The sequence below is a fragment of the Gallaecimonas zhanjiangensis genome, assembly GCF_057624825.1.
This window is the reverse complement of record NZ_CM172603.1, coordinates 3,281,719-3,296,891: the sequence shown is the minus strand read 5'-3', so window position 1 is coordinate 3,296,891 and position 15,173 is coordinate 3,281,719. Positions and strand designations below refer to the sequence as shown.

Genomic DNA, 15,173 nt, shown 5'->3' with positions numbered 1-15,173 from the left:
GGGGTCTCCTCAAAAAGTGGCGCACAGTCTATTGGCCCATTACAAAAACGCAATCGCTTTCCCCGGCCAAGCCAGGGAAATGTGAGCTTTGCCCGCTAAAGCCCCGGGTTTAACCGCTCGCTGATTTCGCAAAAGCCATTTACGCGCACGGGACTTGTCTGCCTCGAACGTCGGCGTAAACTGTTGCGCACGCAAAGGTACCCCCACATTTTATAAGGGCTCTTCAAAGCCTGCCTCGGGGACCGCCCTACAGCAACAATCACAGTGCGGAGAAGTTTCATGGTTGAACAGCGTTGTCGCCTGCCCGGATGGCAGGATTTGGTTATGTCTGCCGAGCAGGCTGCCGAGCTTATCCAAGACGGCATGATAGTGGGCATGAGCGGCTTTACCCGGGCCGGCGAAGCCAAAGCGGTGCCCTTGGCCCTGGCCCAGCGCGCCCATGAAAAACCCTTCTCCATTACCCTGATGACCGGCGCCTCCCTCGGCAACGATCTGGACGCCAAGCTCACCGAGGCCAAAGTGCTGGCCCGCCGTATGCCGTTCCAGGTGGACAACACCTTGCGCAAGGCCATCAACGCCGGCGAAGTGATGTTTATCGACCAGCACCTCTCGGAAACCGTAGAGCTGCTGCGCAACAAGCAGCTGGGCAAGATGGACGTGGCGGTAATAGAGGCCTGCGCCATTACCGAAGAGGGCGGCATCGTGCCCACCACCTCGGTGGGTAACTCCGCCAGTTATGCCATTTTGGCCGAGAAGGTCATTATTGAACTGAATCTGGCCAGCCCCGCTGGCCTCGAAGGGCTGCACGACATTTATATTCCCCAGATGCGCCCCAACCGCCAGCCCATTCCGGTGGTGGCCCCGGACAGCCGCATCGGCACCCCTTATATTCCCATCGATGCCAGCAAAATCGCCGCCATCGTTATCACCGAAGGCAAAGACAGCCCCTCCAACGTGCTGCCCGCCGACAGCGAAACCCAGGCCATTGCCGACCACCTTATTCAGTTCTTTAAAGAAGAAATTGAAGCAGGGCGCCTCACCGAATCTTTGCTGCCGCTCCAAGCCGGTATCGGCACCATGGCCAACGCGGTGATGGAAGGCCTGATTGAAGGCCCCTTCGATCGCCTGACCATGTACTCCGAGGTGCTGCAAGACTCCACCTTTGATCTACTGGACTCAGGCAAGCTCACCTTCGCCTCAGGCTCTTCCATCACCCTGTCGCCCAAGCGCAACGAGCAGGTGATGCGCGAGCTGGATAAATACCGCAACCGCTTGATCTTGCGGCCCCAGGAGCTGTCCAACCACCCGGGTATCGTGCGCCGCCTTGGTATCATCGCCATCAATACCGCCCTGGAAGCGGATATCTATGGCAACGTTAACTCCACCCACGTCTGCGGCACCCGCATGATGAACGGCATCGGCGGCTCGGGGGATTTTGCCCGTAACAGCCAGCTGTCGATTTTCGTGACCAAATCCATCGCCAAGGGTGGCGATATTTCGAGCTTCGTGCCCTTTGTCAGCCATGTTGACCACACCGAGCACGACGTAGACATTCTGGTCTCCGAGCAGGGCCTGGCCGACCTTCGCGGCCTGGCGCCCCGCGAGCGGGCCCGGGTTATCATCGACAACTGCGTGGCGCCTTTGTACCGCCCGGCCCTTAACCGCTACTTTGCCGAGGCCTGCACCCGGGGCGGCCACACCCCGCACTGCCTGGAAAAGGCCCTTTCCTGGCACCAGGCCCTCAATACCGAAGGCAACATGCGCAGCGTATTGGCCGAATAAAAAGGAGGCGCCGCAAGGCGCCTTTTTTGTAGTTGCACTTGTTTGAGCCGGCGCTAGAATACAAAAAATACTGTTTTTATATACAGGTTTTGTGTGCGCAAGATCATTCATGTGGACATGGACTGCTTCTTTGCCGCCGTGGAGATGCGGGACAACCCGGCCCTCAAATCGGTGCCGCTGGCCATTGGCGGCAGCCGAGAGCGGCGTGGGGTAATTTCCACCTGTAATTACGAGGCCCGCAAATACGGGGTGCGCTCGGCCATGAGCACCCACAAGGCGCAGCTGCTGTGCCCCAAACTGGTATTGCTGCCGGGGCGGATGGGGGTCTACAAAGCGGTCAGCCAGCAAATTCGCGCCATCTTCGAGCGCTACAGCGACCTTATCGAACCTCTCTCCCTTGACGAAGCCTACCTCGATGTTACCGACAGCCCCCATTTTAAGGGCTCGGCTTCCCTGATCGCCGAAGCCATTCGCGCCGATATTCGCCGCGAGCTCAACCTCACCGCCTCGGCCGGGGTGGCCCCCAACAAGTTTTTGGCCAAAATCGCCTCGGAAGAGAACAAGCCTGACGGCCTTTTTGTGCTGACCCCAGCGGCGGTGCCCGCTTTTGTCAAAGACTTGCCCCTTCGCAAGATCCCCGGGGTGGGGCCGGCTACCGAGGCGCGGCTGGCGGCCCTTGGGCTTAAGACCTGCGCCGATATCCAGCGCTGCGACCAAGACTGGTTCGAGCTGCAATTTGGCAAATTCGGCCGGGCCCTTTATGAGCGGGCTTTTGGTATCGACGAGCGGGGGGTGACCGTTAGCCGGGAGCGAAAATCGGTGGGGGTGGAAACCACCCTGCCCAAAGATCTGGAAACCCTGGCGGCGGTGCGCCGGGTGGCTGATGAACTGGCCCCGGAACTTACCCGCCGGCTGGGGGAGCGGGCCATCGGCAAGGTGGGAGTAAAGCTCAAGTTCAGCGATTTTACCCAAACCACCATGGAGCATGTCAGCGGCGAACTGGACCACGGGCTCTTTGACGCTTTGCTGGAAACCGCCTATCAGCGCGGCCAGGGCAAAGGGGTGCGGCTGGTGGGGCTTTTTGTCGGCTTGGCGGGGCAGGGGGTTATCCAGCAGCTCAAACTGCCCTTTGCCGAGTAAAGCTTTCTTTATCTATCCCTTTGTTTGTTCAGGCCCTTGCCTGGCCCTGTTGCTTTCGTGATAATGATAATAATTGTTATTTGGAGGCTGCATGCTGGGCATAGGGACCTTGTTGGCGACCTGGTTGGGGTGGCACTACCGCCGGTATTTCTGGGCCGTTATTAGCGCGGTACTGGTTGTGACGGTGCTGAGCACCCTGGTGTTTGACGACAGTGCTCAGTGGGCCATGGCGCTAACCGGCGCCATGACCGGGCTGGTGCTGTGGCCGCTGCTGCTGCCAAGGAGGGCGCGATGACCCTGCGTTTGCTGGTGAGCCTCATTATTGGCGGGCTGCTGAGCTTGTCGTTGTCCCTTAACTGGTTCTTGCTGATGCCCATTGAAAACGGCAGCCGCCTGGCGGGCATTTTGCTGGCCGCCATGCCCATCTGGGCGCTGGTGGTGATGTTCATGCTGTGCGATGGCCGCCGCCTGCACCATGGGGTGGCCTCCTGGGGCGCCGCGCTGCTGCTCTCGGCCCTTGTTAATGGAGTGCTGTGGTGAGTTTTATGCGCCGCTACTGGACCCAGGTCCACAACTGGGTGGGGGTATTGATCACGCCGCCGCTGGCCATCATCTTCTTTACCGGCATCGTGCTGTTTTTTCACGACGCCCTCTATCAATGGGAGTTTGGGCGCCAAGGGCAGCTGACGCTGCCTCAGGCCATGGACCAAGCCGCCAATCGGCTTGAGCAGCAGGGCATATTAAAAGAAGGCGGCAGCCTCTCTTTTTACCCGGCCGAGGAGGGTGGCTTCCCGCTGATGTATTACGGCGGCAAAGGCTACCAGGCCATTTTGGCTGACGGCACCGTGCTTACCGATGCCATCAGGGGTAACGCCGGGCGCACCCTGCTCACCATCCACGATTCCCTGTCCTTGCCCATGGGCCTTTATCTAGCAGGCCTGGTGGCCATTTTGATGCTGGTGCTGCTTATCAACGGCATGGTGGTGCATTGGCCCAACCTCAAGCGTCAGTTCCAGCAGTACCGGCCCGATTCGGCCAAGGACAAATGGCTGGACCTTCACAAACTGGTTGGCATCGCCAGCCTGCCGTACCTGTTGATGTACGCCATCACCGGCGCCGCATTTTGCCTGCTGGTTTTGTACCAGGCCTTGCTGCTGATGGGCCCTTACCAGGGAGACCGCAGCGCCCTGATGAATGACATGGGCTTTGCCCAGGTACCCCAAGCGGCCAAGGTGGCAGCGGCGCAGTTGCAGCCCTCGGCCCTTCTTGCCCAAAGCGAGGCGCTTTTAGGGGTCCAGCCCACCCGCTTGACCATTGGCCCCTGGAAGGACCAAAACCAGCAGGTTATCGCGGCCAGTAGCCGCGGCCGCGAGTTGGTTGAAACCCGCGAGATAATCTTTACTCCCGGCGCCAAGGCGCCTTTGAGTGATATCCGCCAGGACAACATGGGCCCGTCACGGCTGATTTACGGCGCCTTTGTGGCCCTGCATTACGGCCATTTTGGTGGCATTACCCTTATCTGGCTGTTCAGCGCCTTAGGCATTGCTTGCCTTGGCATGCTCTTTGGCGGCGCCTTGCGGGCCCATGGGCGGCTGCCTAAAAGCGGCTGGCTTTATCACTACAACCGCAAATCTCTGGTACTGGCCGGTAGCCTGCCACTGGGTACCCTGGCGCTGCTGCTGGCCGCCCGCTACCTGCCCATGGATAGCCCGGCGCGGTTCTGGGCCTTCCCTTGGGTGTTCTGGGTGGTGACCTTGCTGCCGGTGCTCTGGCCCATGGCTACTGGCGCCGGGCGCCGCCGGGTGGCGTTTTTGTGGTGGACCGGCGGGCTTTTCGCCCTGGCAAGCCTTGGCTCCATTGCCTTGAAACAGGGGCCAGAGCTCTGGGCCTGGGCACTGGCCCTGGTGGCCGGTACCCTGGTGCTGGGGGCGGGCGCCACGCTACTGACCCGGCGCTTGTCGCCTCCAGCGTCCTAGCGCCGACACCAATATTTACAGTTCCCTGGTGCGGCGCGGCGGGCCGTCCCTTGGTTGCACCGGGGGACTGCCCTAGAATGGCTGCAAACTCAGTAATGGAAATCTCTTATGGCCTTTGCCAAACCACAACGTGAAGCCTCCTTCGAAGCTGCCCTTGAGAGCGGCCAATACGATGCCCTTATCCTTATTCATAGCCCCGGCGCGGCCCTGGCCGAGCCTTTGGCAAGCGTGCTGGCCGAGCATGCCCGCATCGATGCCCGGGTTGCCAGCGATAGCCTGTTGATCCCCGCCGCCAAGCTGCCGGGCCAGCGCCTTATCAGCACCGCCACCGGCCCTTTGCTGCGCGATTACGACGATGTGCGCCGCTTCTATGACGCCGGTAAAAAAGCCGCAGCTCTGGCCCTGGCTGCCGGTATCACCAAGCCTTTGCTGCAAGTGGCCGGCGTGCCGGACGACGAGCGCTACGCCCAGGCCGAACTGCTGTCTTTATTGGGGTTCTGGCAAGGCCTGTGGCAGCCGCTGGAAGCCCGTGAAGCCCTGGGTGAAGCCGAAGTCGAACCGGTCTCCCTGGTTGGGGTGCTGTCGGCATCTTTGGATGTGGACGCCGCCGCCGCTATCGAAGCGGGCCGCCGCGCCGGCCGCGACCTTTGCGGCACCGAGCCCGAGCGTATGGCGCCCCTTAAATTTGCCGAATACTGCGAGAAGCTCTTTGCCGGCAGCCCGGTGAAGGTTTCCGTGCTGCGCGACACCGACACCCTCAAGCGCGACTACCCGCTAATGATGGCGGTGGCCCGCGCCAGCCTGGCGGTAGAGCGCCATGTGCCCTGCGTTATTCGCCTGGAATACCAAGGGGAAGGGGACATTGAGAAGACCCTGCTGTTTGCCGGCAAGGGCGTGACTTACGACACCGGCGGCGCCGATTTGAAAGTGGGTGGCCATATGGCCGGCATGAGCCGCGACAAAGGCGGCGCTGCCGCCGTGGCCGGTTTTATGAAAACCCTGGCCGAGCTCAAGCCCCAGGGCATCAAAGCCATCGCCGAAATTGGCGCGGTGCGTAACTCAATCGGTGCCGACAGCTTTGTGGCGGACGAGATCATCACCAGCCACGGCGGGGTGCGGGTGCGCATCGGTAACACCGACGCCGAAGGGCGCCTGGTACTGGCCGACCTCCTCTCTCACCTGCGTGAAGCGGCGGTTGATGCGGTGGAGCCGGAAATTTTCTCCATCGCTACCCTGACCGGCCATGCCGCCCGCGCCCTTGGCCCTTACACCGCTGTAGTGGAAAACGGCCCGGCCCGCGAGCTTAACATCGGCCGCACCCTGGCTACCCTTGGCGACCTGTACGGCGACCCGGCCGATGTGTCCCGCGTGCGCCGCGAAGACTACGCCTTTATTGCGCCGCGCACCCGCGCCGACGACGTGCTGAGCTGTAACAATGCCGGTTCTTCTGTCACCGCCCGAGGCCACCAGTTCCCCATGGCCTTTTTGGATATCGCCTCCGGCCTTGCCAAACACGGCCTGGACAGTGCCCAGCCCATTCCCTACACCCACCTGGATATTGCCGGCTCAGGCATTGAAGGGGGCGACTGGCAACATGGCGCCCCTTCTGCGGCCCCGGTGATCACCCTGGCCGCCAGTTACCTGCTTTAACGTAAGCGACAAGCCCACCCTCGAGGTGGGCTTTTTTTGCCCTTATTTTGTAATTAAATTACTTTACGCCAGCGTAAACTGGTATTTTACGGATTTTTTGTTTGGTTTTATTGTAATAAAACTACATTTTGCTATACTGGCTTCGAGGTTGAGAAAACCTCCTCGTGCTAACTCCATGGATTGGGGGATAAGAATCTCCACGGAACCGAGATCAGGCGCCCAAGAGGGCAAGTGCCGAGAAGCCTGTGAACGAAATTGAGGAGCTGAACTATGAAAATCGTCTTTCCTTTTGCCAACCAGGGTGTTTTTCCGCCGGCCAAGGGTGAGCAGCGCAGCATGCCGCTGTTCCTTTACCCCACTCAGTGGTCCAAGGCACCAAAGAAAAAATAAAAAATCCTGTGATGACAAAAGGGGCCGCAAGGGCCCTTTTTTATTGGCTTTTTTCCCTTTCATACCCCCCATCTCCAGCAACTGTCCTAAAGCTGTCACATAGCCGTCATCTTGCGATGGTAAAAAACTGCCGACCTGATGAAAAAAGGAGGCGCCAAGGCGTCTCATCTCACCAACTGGTTTTAGGATCTCGATATGAATAAGTTGCTTAAAGGTGTGGTACTTAGCTGCGCTGTTCTGGGTTCAGCCTCTGCTTTTGCAGACACCGTGATCAACGGCGCTGGCGCTACCTTCCCTTATCCTGTTTACGCCAAATGGGCCGAGCAATACAACAAGGAAACCGGCGTCAAACTGAACTACCAGGCTATCGGTTCTGGTGGTGGTATCAAACAAATCATCGCTAACACCGTTGACTTCGGTGCTTCCGATGCGCCGCTCGACAAAGCCGAGCTGGACAAGCAAGGCCTGGTACAGTTCCCGGCCGTTATGGGCTCCATCGTTGCCGTTGTTAACGTTCCTGGCGTGAAAGCCGGTGAAATGAAACTGTCTGGCGAAGCCCTGGCTGACATCTACCTGGGCAAAGTAAAATTCTGGGACGACGCTGAGCTGAAAAAGCTGAACGGCGGCCTGAAACTGCCTCACCTGCCTATCTACGCCGTACACCGCTCTGACGGTTCCGGTACCAGCTACAACTTCACCGACTACCTGAGCCGCGTTTCTGGCGACTGGAAAGCCAACGTAGGCGTAGGTAAAGAAGTGGCTTGGCCGAAAGAAGCTCACCAGCTGGGCGGTAAAGGCAACGCCGGTGTGGCCAACTTCGTTAAGCGCACCAAGGGTTCTATCGGTTACGTTGAGTTTGCCTATGCCAAAACCAACGACCTGACCTACACCCAGATGCAAAACCAATCTGGCGCCTTCGTAGAGCCTTCCATGAAAGCCTTCATGGCCGCTGCTGCCAACGCCGATTGGGCCCACGCTCCTGGCTTCAAGCTGATCCTCAACGACCAGCCTGGTGCCGACTCCTGGCCGATGACTGCCGCTACTTTCATCCTGATGCACAAAGAGCAGGCTAACCCTGAGACTGCCAAGGAAGTTCTGAAGTTCTTCCAGTGGGGTTACGAGAAAGGCGACAAGCTGGCCACCGAGCTGGACTACGTACCGATGCCCGCCAATGTGGTCAAAATGGTTGAATCCATGTGGACCCAGGACATCAAAAACAATGGCAAAGCTGTTTACTAACAGTAACTTGTCATGAAATTCACCCCCGTGCTTCGGCGCGGGGGTTTAGTTGTTTGTAGAGCTGATACCTTTGACTATGAAAGCATTACTGCTCAAGGCATTCCCAGTGGACGGCGATGGATTCTTCCGTAAGGCCAGCATGGCCAGTGCAGGGCTCATCGCTGTATTGATGTTTGCTTTGCTGTTGTCGCTGGTGACAGGCGCCTGGCCGGCCCTCGAAAAGTTCGGCCTGGGATTCTTTTTCAGCAATGAATGGGACCCGGTAAATGAGCAATTCGGGGCCGCTAACGCCCTGTACGGCACTTTGGTGTCGTCGCTTATCGCCGTGTTGCTGGCCTTGCCCGTTGGCGTGGGCGTGGCCATCTTCCTGTCCGAGCTAAGCCCCAAATGGCTGTCCAAGCCATTGTCCATTGCCATTGAGCTGCTGGCCGCCGTGCCCAGCATCATCTACGGCATGTGGGGTCTCTTTGTGTTTGCCCCCTGGTTCTCGGAAGGGTTCCAGATGTGGGCTGGTGAGCATTTGGCAGAGCTGCCGGTTATCGGCAGCTTATTCAGTGGGCCCCCCATGGGTGTGGGACTTTTGACATCAGGCATCATTCTGGCCTTCATGATCCTGCCAATTCTGACCTCCCTTATCAAAGAGGCGCTCAGCACAGTGCCCAACGTACTGCGTGAAGCCACCTACGGTATCGGCGCTACCCAGTTCGAAGTGATTGCCAAGGTTTTGTTGCCCGCCATCAAGGGCCCCATTTTCGGCGCGCTGATCCTCGCGCTGGGAAGGGCTCTGGGGGAAACCATGGCTATCACCTTCGTGATTGGCGGCGCCCAGAGCATGGACGTCAGCCTGTTCATGCCGGCTACCTCTATTTCCGCCACCATCGCCGAGCAGTTCAACGAGGCCACCGGTGAGACGCACATCGCTTCTCTTATCGGCCTGGGCCTGGTGCTGTTCATGATCACCTTCGTGGTGATGGGCACAGCCCGGGTGCTGCTGCGGAGGAAAATGCAATGATCATGCGTAAAGCCAAGAACGTGCTGTTCAAGGCCTTCTGTCTGGGTGCCACTTTGCTGGGCCTGGGCGTATTGGTGTTGATCCTCTACACCCTGTTCGAAAAAGGCCTGGCCGGCATGAGCTGGTCGCTGTTTACCGAAGTCACCCCGGGCCCCGGCGGTGAAGGCGGCCTGGCCAACGCCATTATCGGCAGCGTGATGATGACCGCTCTGGGTATTGTGCTGGCCACCCCGATTGGGGTGCTGGCCGGTACCTGGCTGGCCGAGTTTGGCCAGAACTCCAAGACCGCCGACACCATCCGCTTCTTGAACGGCATGCTGATGAGCGCCCCTTCCATCCTGGTGGGCCTCTTCGTGTATCAGCTGGTAGTAGTAGGCATGGGGCACTTCTCCGGCTGGGCCGGCAGTATCGCCCTTGCCATCATTGCCCTGCCCATCATCATCAGCACCACCGAAGAGATGCTTAAACTGGTGCCCCGTAACCTGCGTGAAGCCGGTGCCGGCCTTGGTACCCCGCGCTGGAAGGTGATTGTCAGCCTGTGCTATCGCAGTGTTGGTACCGGTATCGTGACCGGTATTTTGCTGTCGGTGGCGCGCATCAGCGGTGAAACGGCACCTTTGCTGTTTACCGCTCTTAACTCCAGCTTTATGACCCTCAATCCCAATGAGCCCATGGCCAACCTGCCGGTAACCATTTACCAGTTCGCCATGAGCCCTTACGAATCCTGGAACCAACTGGCCTGGGCCGGCGCTTTGCTGATCACCATGGCCATCCTGCTTCTCAACATTTTGTCGCGGGTACTGCCGCAACTGAAAAAACGGAGGTCCTGATGAGCCAGGTCGCCCATATCCAGAATTACCAGGCTTCACCCCTTAAAAAACGCATGGACGTTCAAGGGCTGAATTTCTTCTACGGTAAGGACAAGCAGGCCCTGTTCGAAGTGAGCCTGCCTATCTACAAGAATCGCGTTACCGCGATGATAGGCCCGTCCGGCTGTGGCAAATCCACCCTGCTGCGCTGTTTGAACCGCATTTATGAGCTCTACCCCGGCCAGCGCGCTGAGGGCAACGTGTTGTTGGATGAGAGCTGCGTGCTGACCAAAAAGGTGAGCCTGAACGACCTGCGCGCCAAGGTGGGCATGGTGTTCCAAAAGCCCACCCCCTTCCCGATGAGCATCTACGACAACATCGCTTTTGGTATCAAGCTCTACGAGAGCCTGTCCCGCAAGGAGATGGACAAGCGTGTGCGTGAGGCCCTGGAACAGGCCCAGCTGTGGAACGAAGTGAAAGACAAGCTCAACAGCGACGCCTCCAGCCTCTCTGGTGGCCAGCAGCAGCGCCTGTGTATCGCCCGCACTATCGCCCTCAAACCCGAGGTGATTTTGATGGACGAGCCCACCTCCGCCCTGGACCCCATAGCTACCCAGGGTATCGAGGAGCTCATCAGCGAGCTGCGCAAGCACTACACCATCGTCATCGTGACCCACAACATGCAGCAGGCGCAGCGGATCTCCGACTACACCGCTTTTATGTACCTGGGCGAGCTTATTGAGTTCGGTGAAACCGAGCAGGTGTTCAAAAAACCGGTTAATGCCCGCACCAAAGATTATGTGCAGGGTACATTTGGTTAACCGAAAAGGCCGCGTAAGCGGCCTTTTTTATTAGCACTTTACCGACCAGGGGTTTTGGGTAACATGGTGGTAACCTGATACAGCTCGGGAATGGCTGTTTCGCGCCTTGCAAAACGTTTGCCCTGCTTGGATAATCGCGCGCCATTCTCCGTCTTTGAGTGGCTCCCCCATGCTCGAAAAACTGTTCAAGCTCTCTGAGCTCGGCACCAATACCCGTCAGGAAGTGATAGCCGGTATCACCACTTTCCTGACCATGGCCTACATCATCTTCGTCAACCCGTCGGTACTGGCCAAGACCGGTATGGACCAGGGCGCGATTTTCGTGGCCACCTGTCTGGCAGCCGCCTTTGGCTGTTTCGTGATGGGCTTTCTGGCCAACTATCCCATTGCCCTGGCACCGGGTATGGGCCTTAATGCCTTCTTTACCTACACCGTGGTTTTGCACGACCACTACAGCTGGGAAACCGCCCTGGGCGCGGTGTTCTTCAGTGGCTGTATCTTCGTGCTGCTGTCGCTGTTCAAAATTCGTGAGTGGATAATCAATTCCATCCCCGGCGCGCTGAAGGTGGGGATAGCCGCCGGTATCGGCCTGTTCCTGGCCATGATTGGCCTGACTAACGCCGGCGTGGTGGTGGACAACCCGGACACGCTGGTGAGCCTGGGCAATTTGAGTAAACCCTCGGTGCTGCTGGCTATCCTCGGTTTTTTCCTGATTGTGGCGCTGGAGACGCGGCGGGTAAAAGGTGGGGTGCTGATTGCCATTTTGCTGATCACCGTGCTGGGCTTGGTGGCTGGCCTTACCGAATACAAAGGCTTGGTGTCGGCGCCGCCGTCTCTGGCCCCCACTTTTGCCAAGATGGACTTGGCCGGCGCCTTTAGTATCTCCATGCTGTCGGTGATTTTTGCCTTCTTGTTCGTGGACTTGTTCGACACCTCAGGCACCTTACTGGCGGTGGCGCAAAAGGCCGATCTTCTTGATAAAAAGGGCAACCTGCCACGGCTTTCCAAGGCATTGTTGGCCGATTCAACCGCCACCATCGTCGGTGCCACATTGGGTACCTCCACCACCACTTCTTATGTGGAAAGCACCGCTGGTGTTGCCTCCGGTGGCCGCAGCGGCTTGACCGCCGTTACCGTTGGGGTGTTGTTCCTGGCCGCGCTCTTTTTCGCGCCCCTGGCCGGTATGGTACCGGCCTTTGCCACCGCCGGCGCCCTGGTGTACGTGGCGGTGCTGATGCTGACTAGTCTTCGCCACCTGGACTGGGATGACCTGACCGAAACGGTACCGGCAGCGGTGGTGCTGATCATGATGCCGCTGACCTATTCCATCGCCACCGGCATTGCCCTCGGCTTTATCAGCTACGCCCTGGTCAAGGCCCTGGCTGGCCGCTTCAAAGAAGTGAGCCCGGCGGTGTGGGTGCTGGCGATTCTGTTCTTCTTGAAATTTGCTTTTGCAGGATGATGCTATGACAAAAAAATATCTGGTCACCTGGGAAGCCTTTCATCAGGCCGCCCGCGAACTGGCAGCCCGTCAGCTGCCTGCCGAGCAGTGGAAAGGCATAGTGGCGGTGACCCGTGGCGGCATGGCCCCGGCTCTGGTACTGGCCCGTGAGCTGGGTGTGCACAACGTCGATACCGTGTGCATTTCCTCCTACGACCACGACGCCCAGCGCGGCCTGAACATCATCAAACCGGCCAGCGAGGCGGTGGGTGACGGCGAAGGCTGGCTGGTGGTGGACGACCTGGTAGACAGCGGCAATACCGCCCGGGCCCTGCGGGAAATGTACCCCAAGGCCAAGCTGGTGGCGGTGTTCGCCAAGCCAAGCGGCAAGCCCTTTATCGACGAGTACGTAATAGATATTGCCCAGGACACCTGGATTGAGCAGCCCTGGGATATGGGCCCTGCCTTCCAAGCCCCCTTGTCCGGGCGCGACTGATAAAAAAACCGGCCTCAAGGCCGGTTTTTTTATCGCCAGTGATACACCGGCCAGCCGCGCACTTCGGCGATGGCGGCCAGCTTTGGGTCCGGGGTCACCACATGGGCGCTATCAGCAAGGCTCAGCAGCGCCAGATCGTTGATGGAATCGGAATAGGCGTGCAGCAGGGCCGGCTTTTCACCCAGATGCTGGGCCAACCGCCAGGCCTTGCCGTGGCCGAGGCTGGGCACCCCCTGGCATTGGCCGGTAAAGACCCCGCCCTCGACTGCCAGCTCGGTGGCTATCACTTCATCTAACCCCAGCAGCCTACATACCCCCTCAACGATGGGGGCGATGGTGGCGGAGGCCACTATCACCCGGTGGCCCTGCTCCTGGTGGCGCCTAACGGCGCTCATGGCGTCGGCCCTTACCTTGGGGGCCACTTCCTCTTGGGCAAAGGCATCCACCCAGGCGGCGACGGTATCGCGGCGCTGGCCGGTAAAGGGGGAGATGATAAATGCCAAGTATTCGTCCACTGGCAGGGCGCCTTCTACATAAAGGCGGTGCCAGTGGGCCAGTTTGCCGTGCAGGTCGTCCACGGCCCAGAGCCCCTGGCGGTGGGCCCAGAGGCCAAAACCGTTGGCGCTATCGGTATCAATCAGGGTGTGGTCGAGGTCGAATACGGCAACCTGCTGGGACATGGTGTTGGCTCCGGGTACGGCGTGGGGGGAGCCATGATAACAAAAAGGCCAGCCTCGATGGCTGGCCTTGATAGGGGTGCTAATGCTTAGCCGAAGGTGCGGGCCAGGCCTGCGATGCGGTCGGTGTTCTTGTTGAGCAGCAGGCCGCTTTTTTCCAGCTCGTCCATGGCATAAGAGGTGCTCTCGGACAAATCCTTGAGGCGCTGGATGTTGTCGTTGACCTCTACCGCCACCGCGTTTTGCTCTTCGGCGGCGGTGGCAATTTGCGCCGCCAAGTCGTTGATTTCGGCAACCCGGCCAAAGATGTCGTCCAGGGTCACTGTCACCGCCTGGGTGCCGTCCACGCAGCTTTGGGCGTGCTCGCGGTTGCGCTCCATCAGCTCGCGCCAGGAGTCGAGCATGCGGCGCATACCGGCCAGGCTGTCGCGGATATCACCGGCCGACTGCTGGGTGCGGCTGGAAAGGGCGCGCACTTCGTCGGCCACCACCGCAAAGCCGCGGCCATGTTCACCGGCGCGGGCCGCTTCAATGGCGGCGTTCAGGGCCAGCAGGTTGGTTTGGTCGGCAATGCCTTCAATTTCGCCCATGATGCTGGTGACCTTCTGGGTCTCGGCTTGCAGGGCCTCGGCGGCGCGGGCGGACTCTTCTACGTCATCCTGGAGTTTATTAATGCGCACCGCCGAGTCTTTCAGCGCGGTGCGGGCGTTGTCGCACTGGGTGTGGGTGTCGCGCACTTCGTCAGAGGTGTTCTGGCTGGAGCGGGCGATCTCCTGGATGGTGGCGGTCAACTGGTTGATGGCCACCGCCATCTTGTTGGCTTCGTCTTCCTGGGCCAGCACTTCCTTGCGGGTGTGGGTAACGCTGCGCACCAGGTTGGCGGACACGTCGCTCAGCGAATGGGTGGCGTCCTTGGTGCGGCCCAACATGGCGGCGTTACGGGACCAGTTCATCATGGCGTCAAAGCGCATGCCGGCGCCAAAGCCGTGGCCCACGTAAATGGCCTGGGACAGATGCAGGTTGTGAAAATTGGTGGCCTGTTCGTCTTGTACCCACAGCGGGCGCAGCCAGGCAAAGATGCCCAGCGCCGACACCAGGCCGCCAATACAGAAGGTAAGGGCGGTATTAAAGCCAAATACAAAAAAGGCAATCAGGCCCAGCACTATCACCGGCAGGCCGCCAAAGCTAAAGCCGCGCAGGTCCACCAGTTTACGGACCTTCTCGCCCTTGTTGATGCGGGCGTAGGCCTTCTCGGCTTTCTCGATAAGGTGGCGGGTCGCTTTACGGCGCACCGACTGGAAGCCCACGCACTGCTTGCCTTCCATGATCGGGGTCAGGTAGGCATCCACCCAGTAATAGCGGCCATCCTTGCAGCGGTTTTTCACCATGCCGCGCCAGGGGCGGCCGGCTTTGAGCTTGGCCCAGACATCGGCAAAAGCCGCCGATGGCATGTCCGGGTGGCGCACCATGTTGTGGGGCTGGCCAACGAGCTCGGCCTCGCTAAAGCCCGAGACCTTGATAAAGGCGTCGTTGGCGTAGGTGATCACGCCACGCAGATCGGTGGTCGAGACCAGCTCTTCTCCCTCAGGTACCTGTACCTCTGAGTCGACTACAGGGAGATTCTTGCGCATAAGCTGTCTTCCTTGGGAAAGGTTCTACTGGCTAGTATCGGCTAAATGGTCATGAACTTTAAGATATTCAACGCTTAACTGATATAGTCCAATTCGTTGACAAGGCGAA

General features: G+C 59.3%; 15 protein-coding genes. 12 read left to right on the top strand and 3 right to left on the bottom strand.

Translation table 11 applies throughout. The features are described 5' to 3' along the window. Positions 1–279 precede the first annotated feature (279 nt). The 6 genes from scpC to AC22G1_RS15605 all read left to right on the top strand — a co-directional run bounded on the left by scpC (position 280) and on the right by AC22G1_RS15605 (position 6,548). Complete coding sequence (gene scpC / locus AC22G1_RS15630; protein WP_487314189.1) at positions 280–1,782, top strand: succinyl-CoA:acetate CoA-transferase ScpC; 1,503 nt, start codon at positions 280–282, stop codon at positions 1,780–1,782. A gap of 93 nt (positions 1,783–1,875) precedes the next feature. After that, on the top strand, positions 1,876–2,922 hold the full coding sequence (dinB, locus tag AC22G1_RS15625; RefSeq protein ID WP_487314188.1) for a DNA polymerase IV: 1,047 nt from the start codon (positions 1,876–1,878) through the stop codon (positions 2,920–2,922). A 91-nt stretch (positions 2,923–3,013) separates the two neighbouring features. Continuing rightward, complete coding sequence (locus tag AC22G1_RS15620) at positions 3,014–3,217, top strand: hypothetical protein (RefSeq protein WP_487314187.1); 204 nt, start codon at positions 3,014–3,016, stop codon at positions 3,215–3,217. Beyond that, positions 3,214–3,462 (top strand): hypothetical protein, encoded by a 249-nt coding sequence (locus AC22G1_RS15615; RefSeq protein ID WP_050657697.1) that lies wholly within the window; start codon positions 3,214–3,216, stop codon positions 3,460–3,462. Before AC22G1_RS15620 ends, AC22G1_RS15615 begins: the two co-directional genes overlap by 4 nt. Positions 3,463–3,467: 5 nt before the next feature. Continuing rightward, positions 3,468–4,898: a PepSY-associated TM helix domain-containing protein gene (locus AC22G1_RS15610; RefSeq protein ID WP_487316735.1), complete on the top strand. Its 1,431-nt coding sequence runs from the start codon at positions 3,468–3,470 to the stop codon at positions 4,896–4,898. A 108-nt stretch (positions 4,899–5,006) separates the two neighbouring features. Next, positions 5,007–6,548 carry a M17 family metallopeptidase gene (locus AC22G1_RS15605; protein WP_487314186.1) on the top strand — a complete coding sequence of 514 codons (1,542 nt, stop codon included), beginning with the start codon at positions 5,007–5,009 and terminating at the stop codon, positions 6,546–6,548. Positions 6,549–6,611: 63 nt separating this feature from the next. Here the strand turns inward: AC22G1_RS15605 and AC22G1_RS15600 are convergent, their stop codons facing one another. Next, positions 6,612–7,106 carry a hypothetical protein gene (locus AC22G1_RS15600; RefSeq protein WP_487314185.1) on the bottom strand — a complete coding sequence of 165 codons (495 nt, stop codon included), beginning with the start codon at positions 7,104–7,106 and terminating at the stop codon, positions 6,612–6,614. A 27-nt stretch (positions 7,107–7,133) separates the two neighbouring features. Between AC22G1_RS15600 and pstS the strand changes: the two genes are divergently transcribed. From pstS to gpt, 6 genes are all read left to right on the top strand, one after another. Further along, positions 7,134–8,177 (top strand): phosphate ABC transporter substrate-binding protein PstS, encoded by a 1,044-nt coding sequence (gene pstS / locus AC22G1_RS15595; RefSeq protein WP_487314184.1) that lies wholly within the window; start codon positions 7,134–7,136, stop codon positions 8,175–8,177. A gap of 76 nt (positions 8,178–8,253) precedes the next feature. Next, positions 8,254–9,189: a phosphate ABC transporter permease subunit PstC gene (gene pstC, locus AC22G1_RS15590; RefSeq protein ID WP_417354446.1), complete on the top strand. Its 936-nt coding sequence runs from the start codon at positions 8,254–8,256 to the stop codon at positions 9,187–9,189. Continuing rightward, entirely contained in the window at positions 9,186–10,019 is an 834-nt protein-coding gene (gene pstA, locus AC22G1_RS15585) for a phosphate ABC transporter permease PstA (RefSeq protein ID WP_050657692.1), read from the top strand. Before pstC ends, pstA begins: the two co-directional genes overlap by 4 nt. Then, on the top strand, positions 10,019–10,819 hold the full coding sequence (gene pstB / locus AC22G1_RS15580; protein WP_487314183.1) for a phosphate ABC transporter ATP-binding protein PstB: 801 nt from the start codon (positions 10,019–10,021) through the stop codon (positions 10,817–10,819). The genes pstA and pstB overlap by 1 nt, the downstream gene beginning before the upstream one ends. Positions 10,820–10,949: 130 nt before the next feature. Beyond that, on the top strand, positions 10,950–12,281 hold the full coding sequence (locus tag AC22G1_RS15575) for an NCS2 family permease (RefSeq protein ID WP_487316734.1): 1,332 nt from the start codon (positions 10,950–10,952) through the stop codon (positions 12,279–12,281). A gap of 4 nt (positions 12,282–12,285) precedes the next feature. Then, positions 12,286–12,756: a xanthine phosphoribosyltransferase gene (gene gpt / locus AC22G1_RS15570; RefSeq protein ID WP_487314182.1), complete on the top strand. Its 471-nt coding sequence runs from the start codon at positions 12,286–12,288 to the stop codon at positions 12,754–12,756. A gap of 29 nt (positions 12,757–12,785) precedes the next feature. Here the strand turns inward: gpt and AC22G1_RS15565 are convergent, their stop codons facing one another. Both AC22G1_RS15565 and AC22G1_RS15560 read right to left on the bottom strand, forming a co-directional pair. Further along, positions 12,786–13,436: an HAD family hydrolase gene (locus AC22G1_RS15565; RefSeq protein WP_487314181.1), complete on the bottom strand. Its 651-nt coding sequence runs from the start codon at positions 13,434–13,436 to the stop codon at positions 12,786–12,788. Positions 13,437–13,522: 86 nt separating this feature from the next. Beyond that, positions 13,523–15,064, bottom strand: a complete 1,542-nt coding sequence (locus AC22G1_RS15560; protein ID WP_487314180.1) for a methyl-accepting chemotaxis protein — start codon at positions 15,062–15,064, stop codon at positions 13,523–13,525. Positions 15,065–15,173: the final 109 nt, after the last annotated feature.

Coding starts and splice junctions, on each gene's coding strand:
- scpC (WP_487314189.1), top strand. CDS start 280: ATGGTTGAACAGCGTTGTCGCCTGCCCGGATGGCAGGATTTGGTTATG.
- AC22G1_RS15620 (WP_487314187.1), top strand. CDS start 3,014: ATGCTGGGCATAGGGACCTTGTTGGCGACCTGGTTGGGGTGGCACTAC.
- AC22G1_RS15615 (WP_050657697.1), top strand. CDS start 3,214: ATGACCCTGCGTTTGCTGGTGAGCCTCATTATTGGCGGGCTGCTGAGC.
- AC22G1_RS15610 (WP_487316735.1), top strand. CDS start 3,468: ATGCGCCGCTACTGGACCCAGGTCCACAACTGGGTGGGGGTATTGATC.
- AC22G1_RS15605 (WP_487314186.1), top strand. CDS start 5,007: ATGGCCTTTGCCAAACCACAACGTGAAGCCTCCTTCGAAGCTGCCCTT.
- AC22G1_RS15600 (WP_487314185.1), bottom strand. CDS start 7,106: ATGAGACGCCTTGGCGCCTCCTTTTTTCATCAGGTCGGCAGTTTTTTA.
- pstS (WP_487314184.1), top strand. CDS start 7,134: ATGAATAAGTTGCTTAAAGGTGTGGTACTTAGCTGCGCTGTTCTGGGT.
- pstC (WP_417354446.1), top strand. CDS start 8,254: ATGAAAGCATTACTGCTCAAGGCATTCCCAGTGGACGGCGATGGATTC.
- pstA (WP_050657692.1), top strand. CDS start 9,186: ATGATCATGCGTAAAGCCAAGAACGTGCTGTTCAAGGCCTTCTGTCTG.
- pstB (WP_487314183.1), top strand. CDS start 10,019: ATGAGCCAGGTCGCCCATATCCAGAATTACCAGGCTTCACCCCTTAAA.
- gpt (WP_487314182.1), top strand. CDS start 12,286: ATGACAAAAAAATATCTGGTCACCTGGGAAGCCTTTCATCAGGCCGCC.
- AC22G1_RS15565 (WP_487314181.1), bottom strand. CDS start 13,436: ATGTCCCAGCAGGTTGCCGTATTCGACCTCGACCACACCCTGATTGAT.
- AC22G1_RS15560 (WP_487314180.1), bottom strand. CDS start 15,064: ATGCGCAAGAATCTCCCTGTAGTCGACTCAGAGGTACAGGTACCTGAG.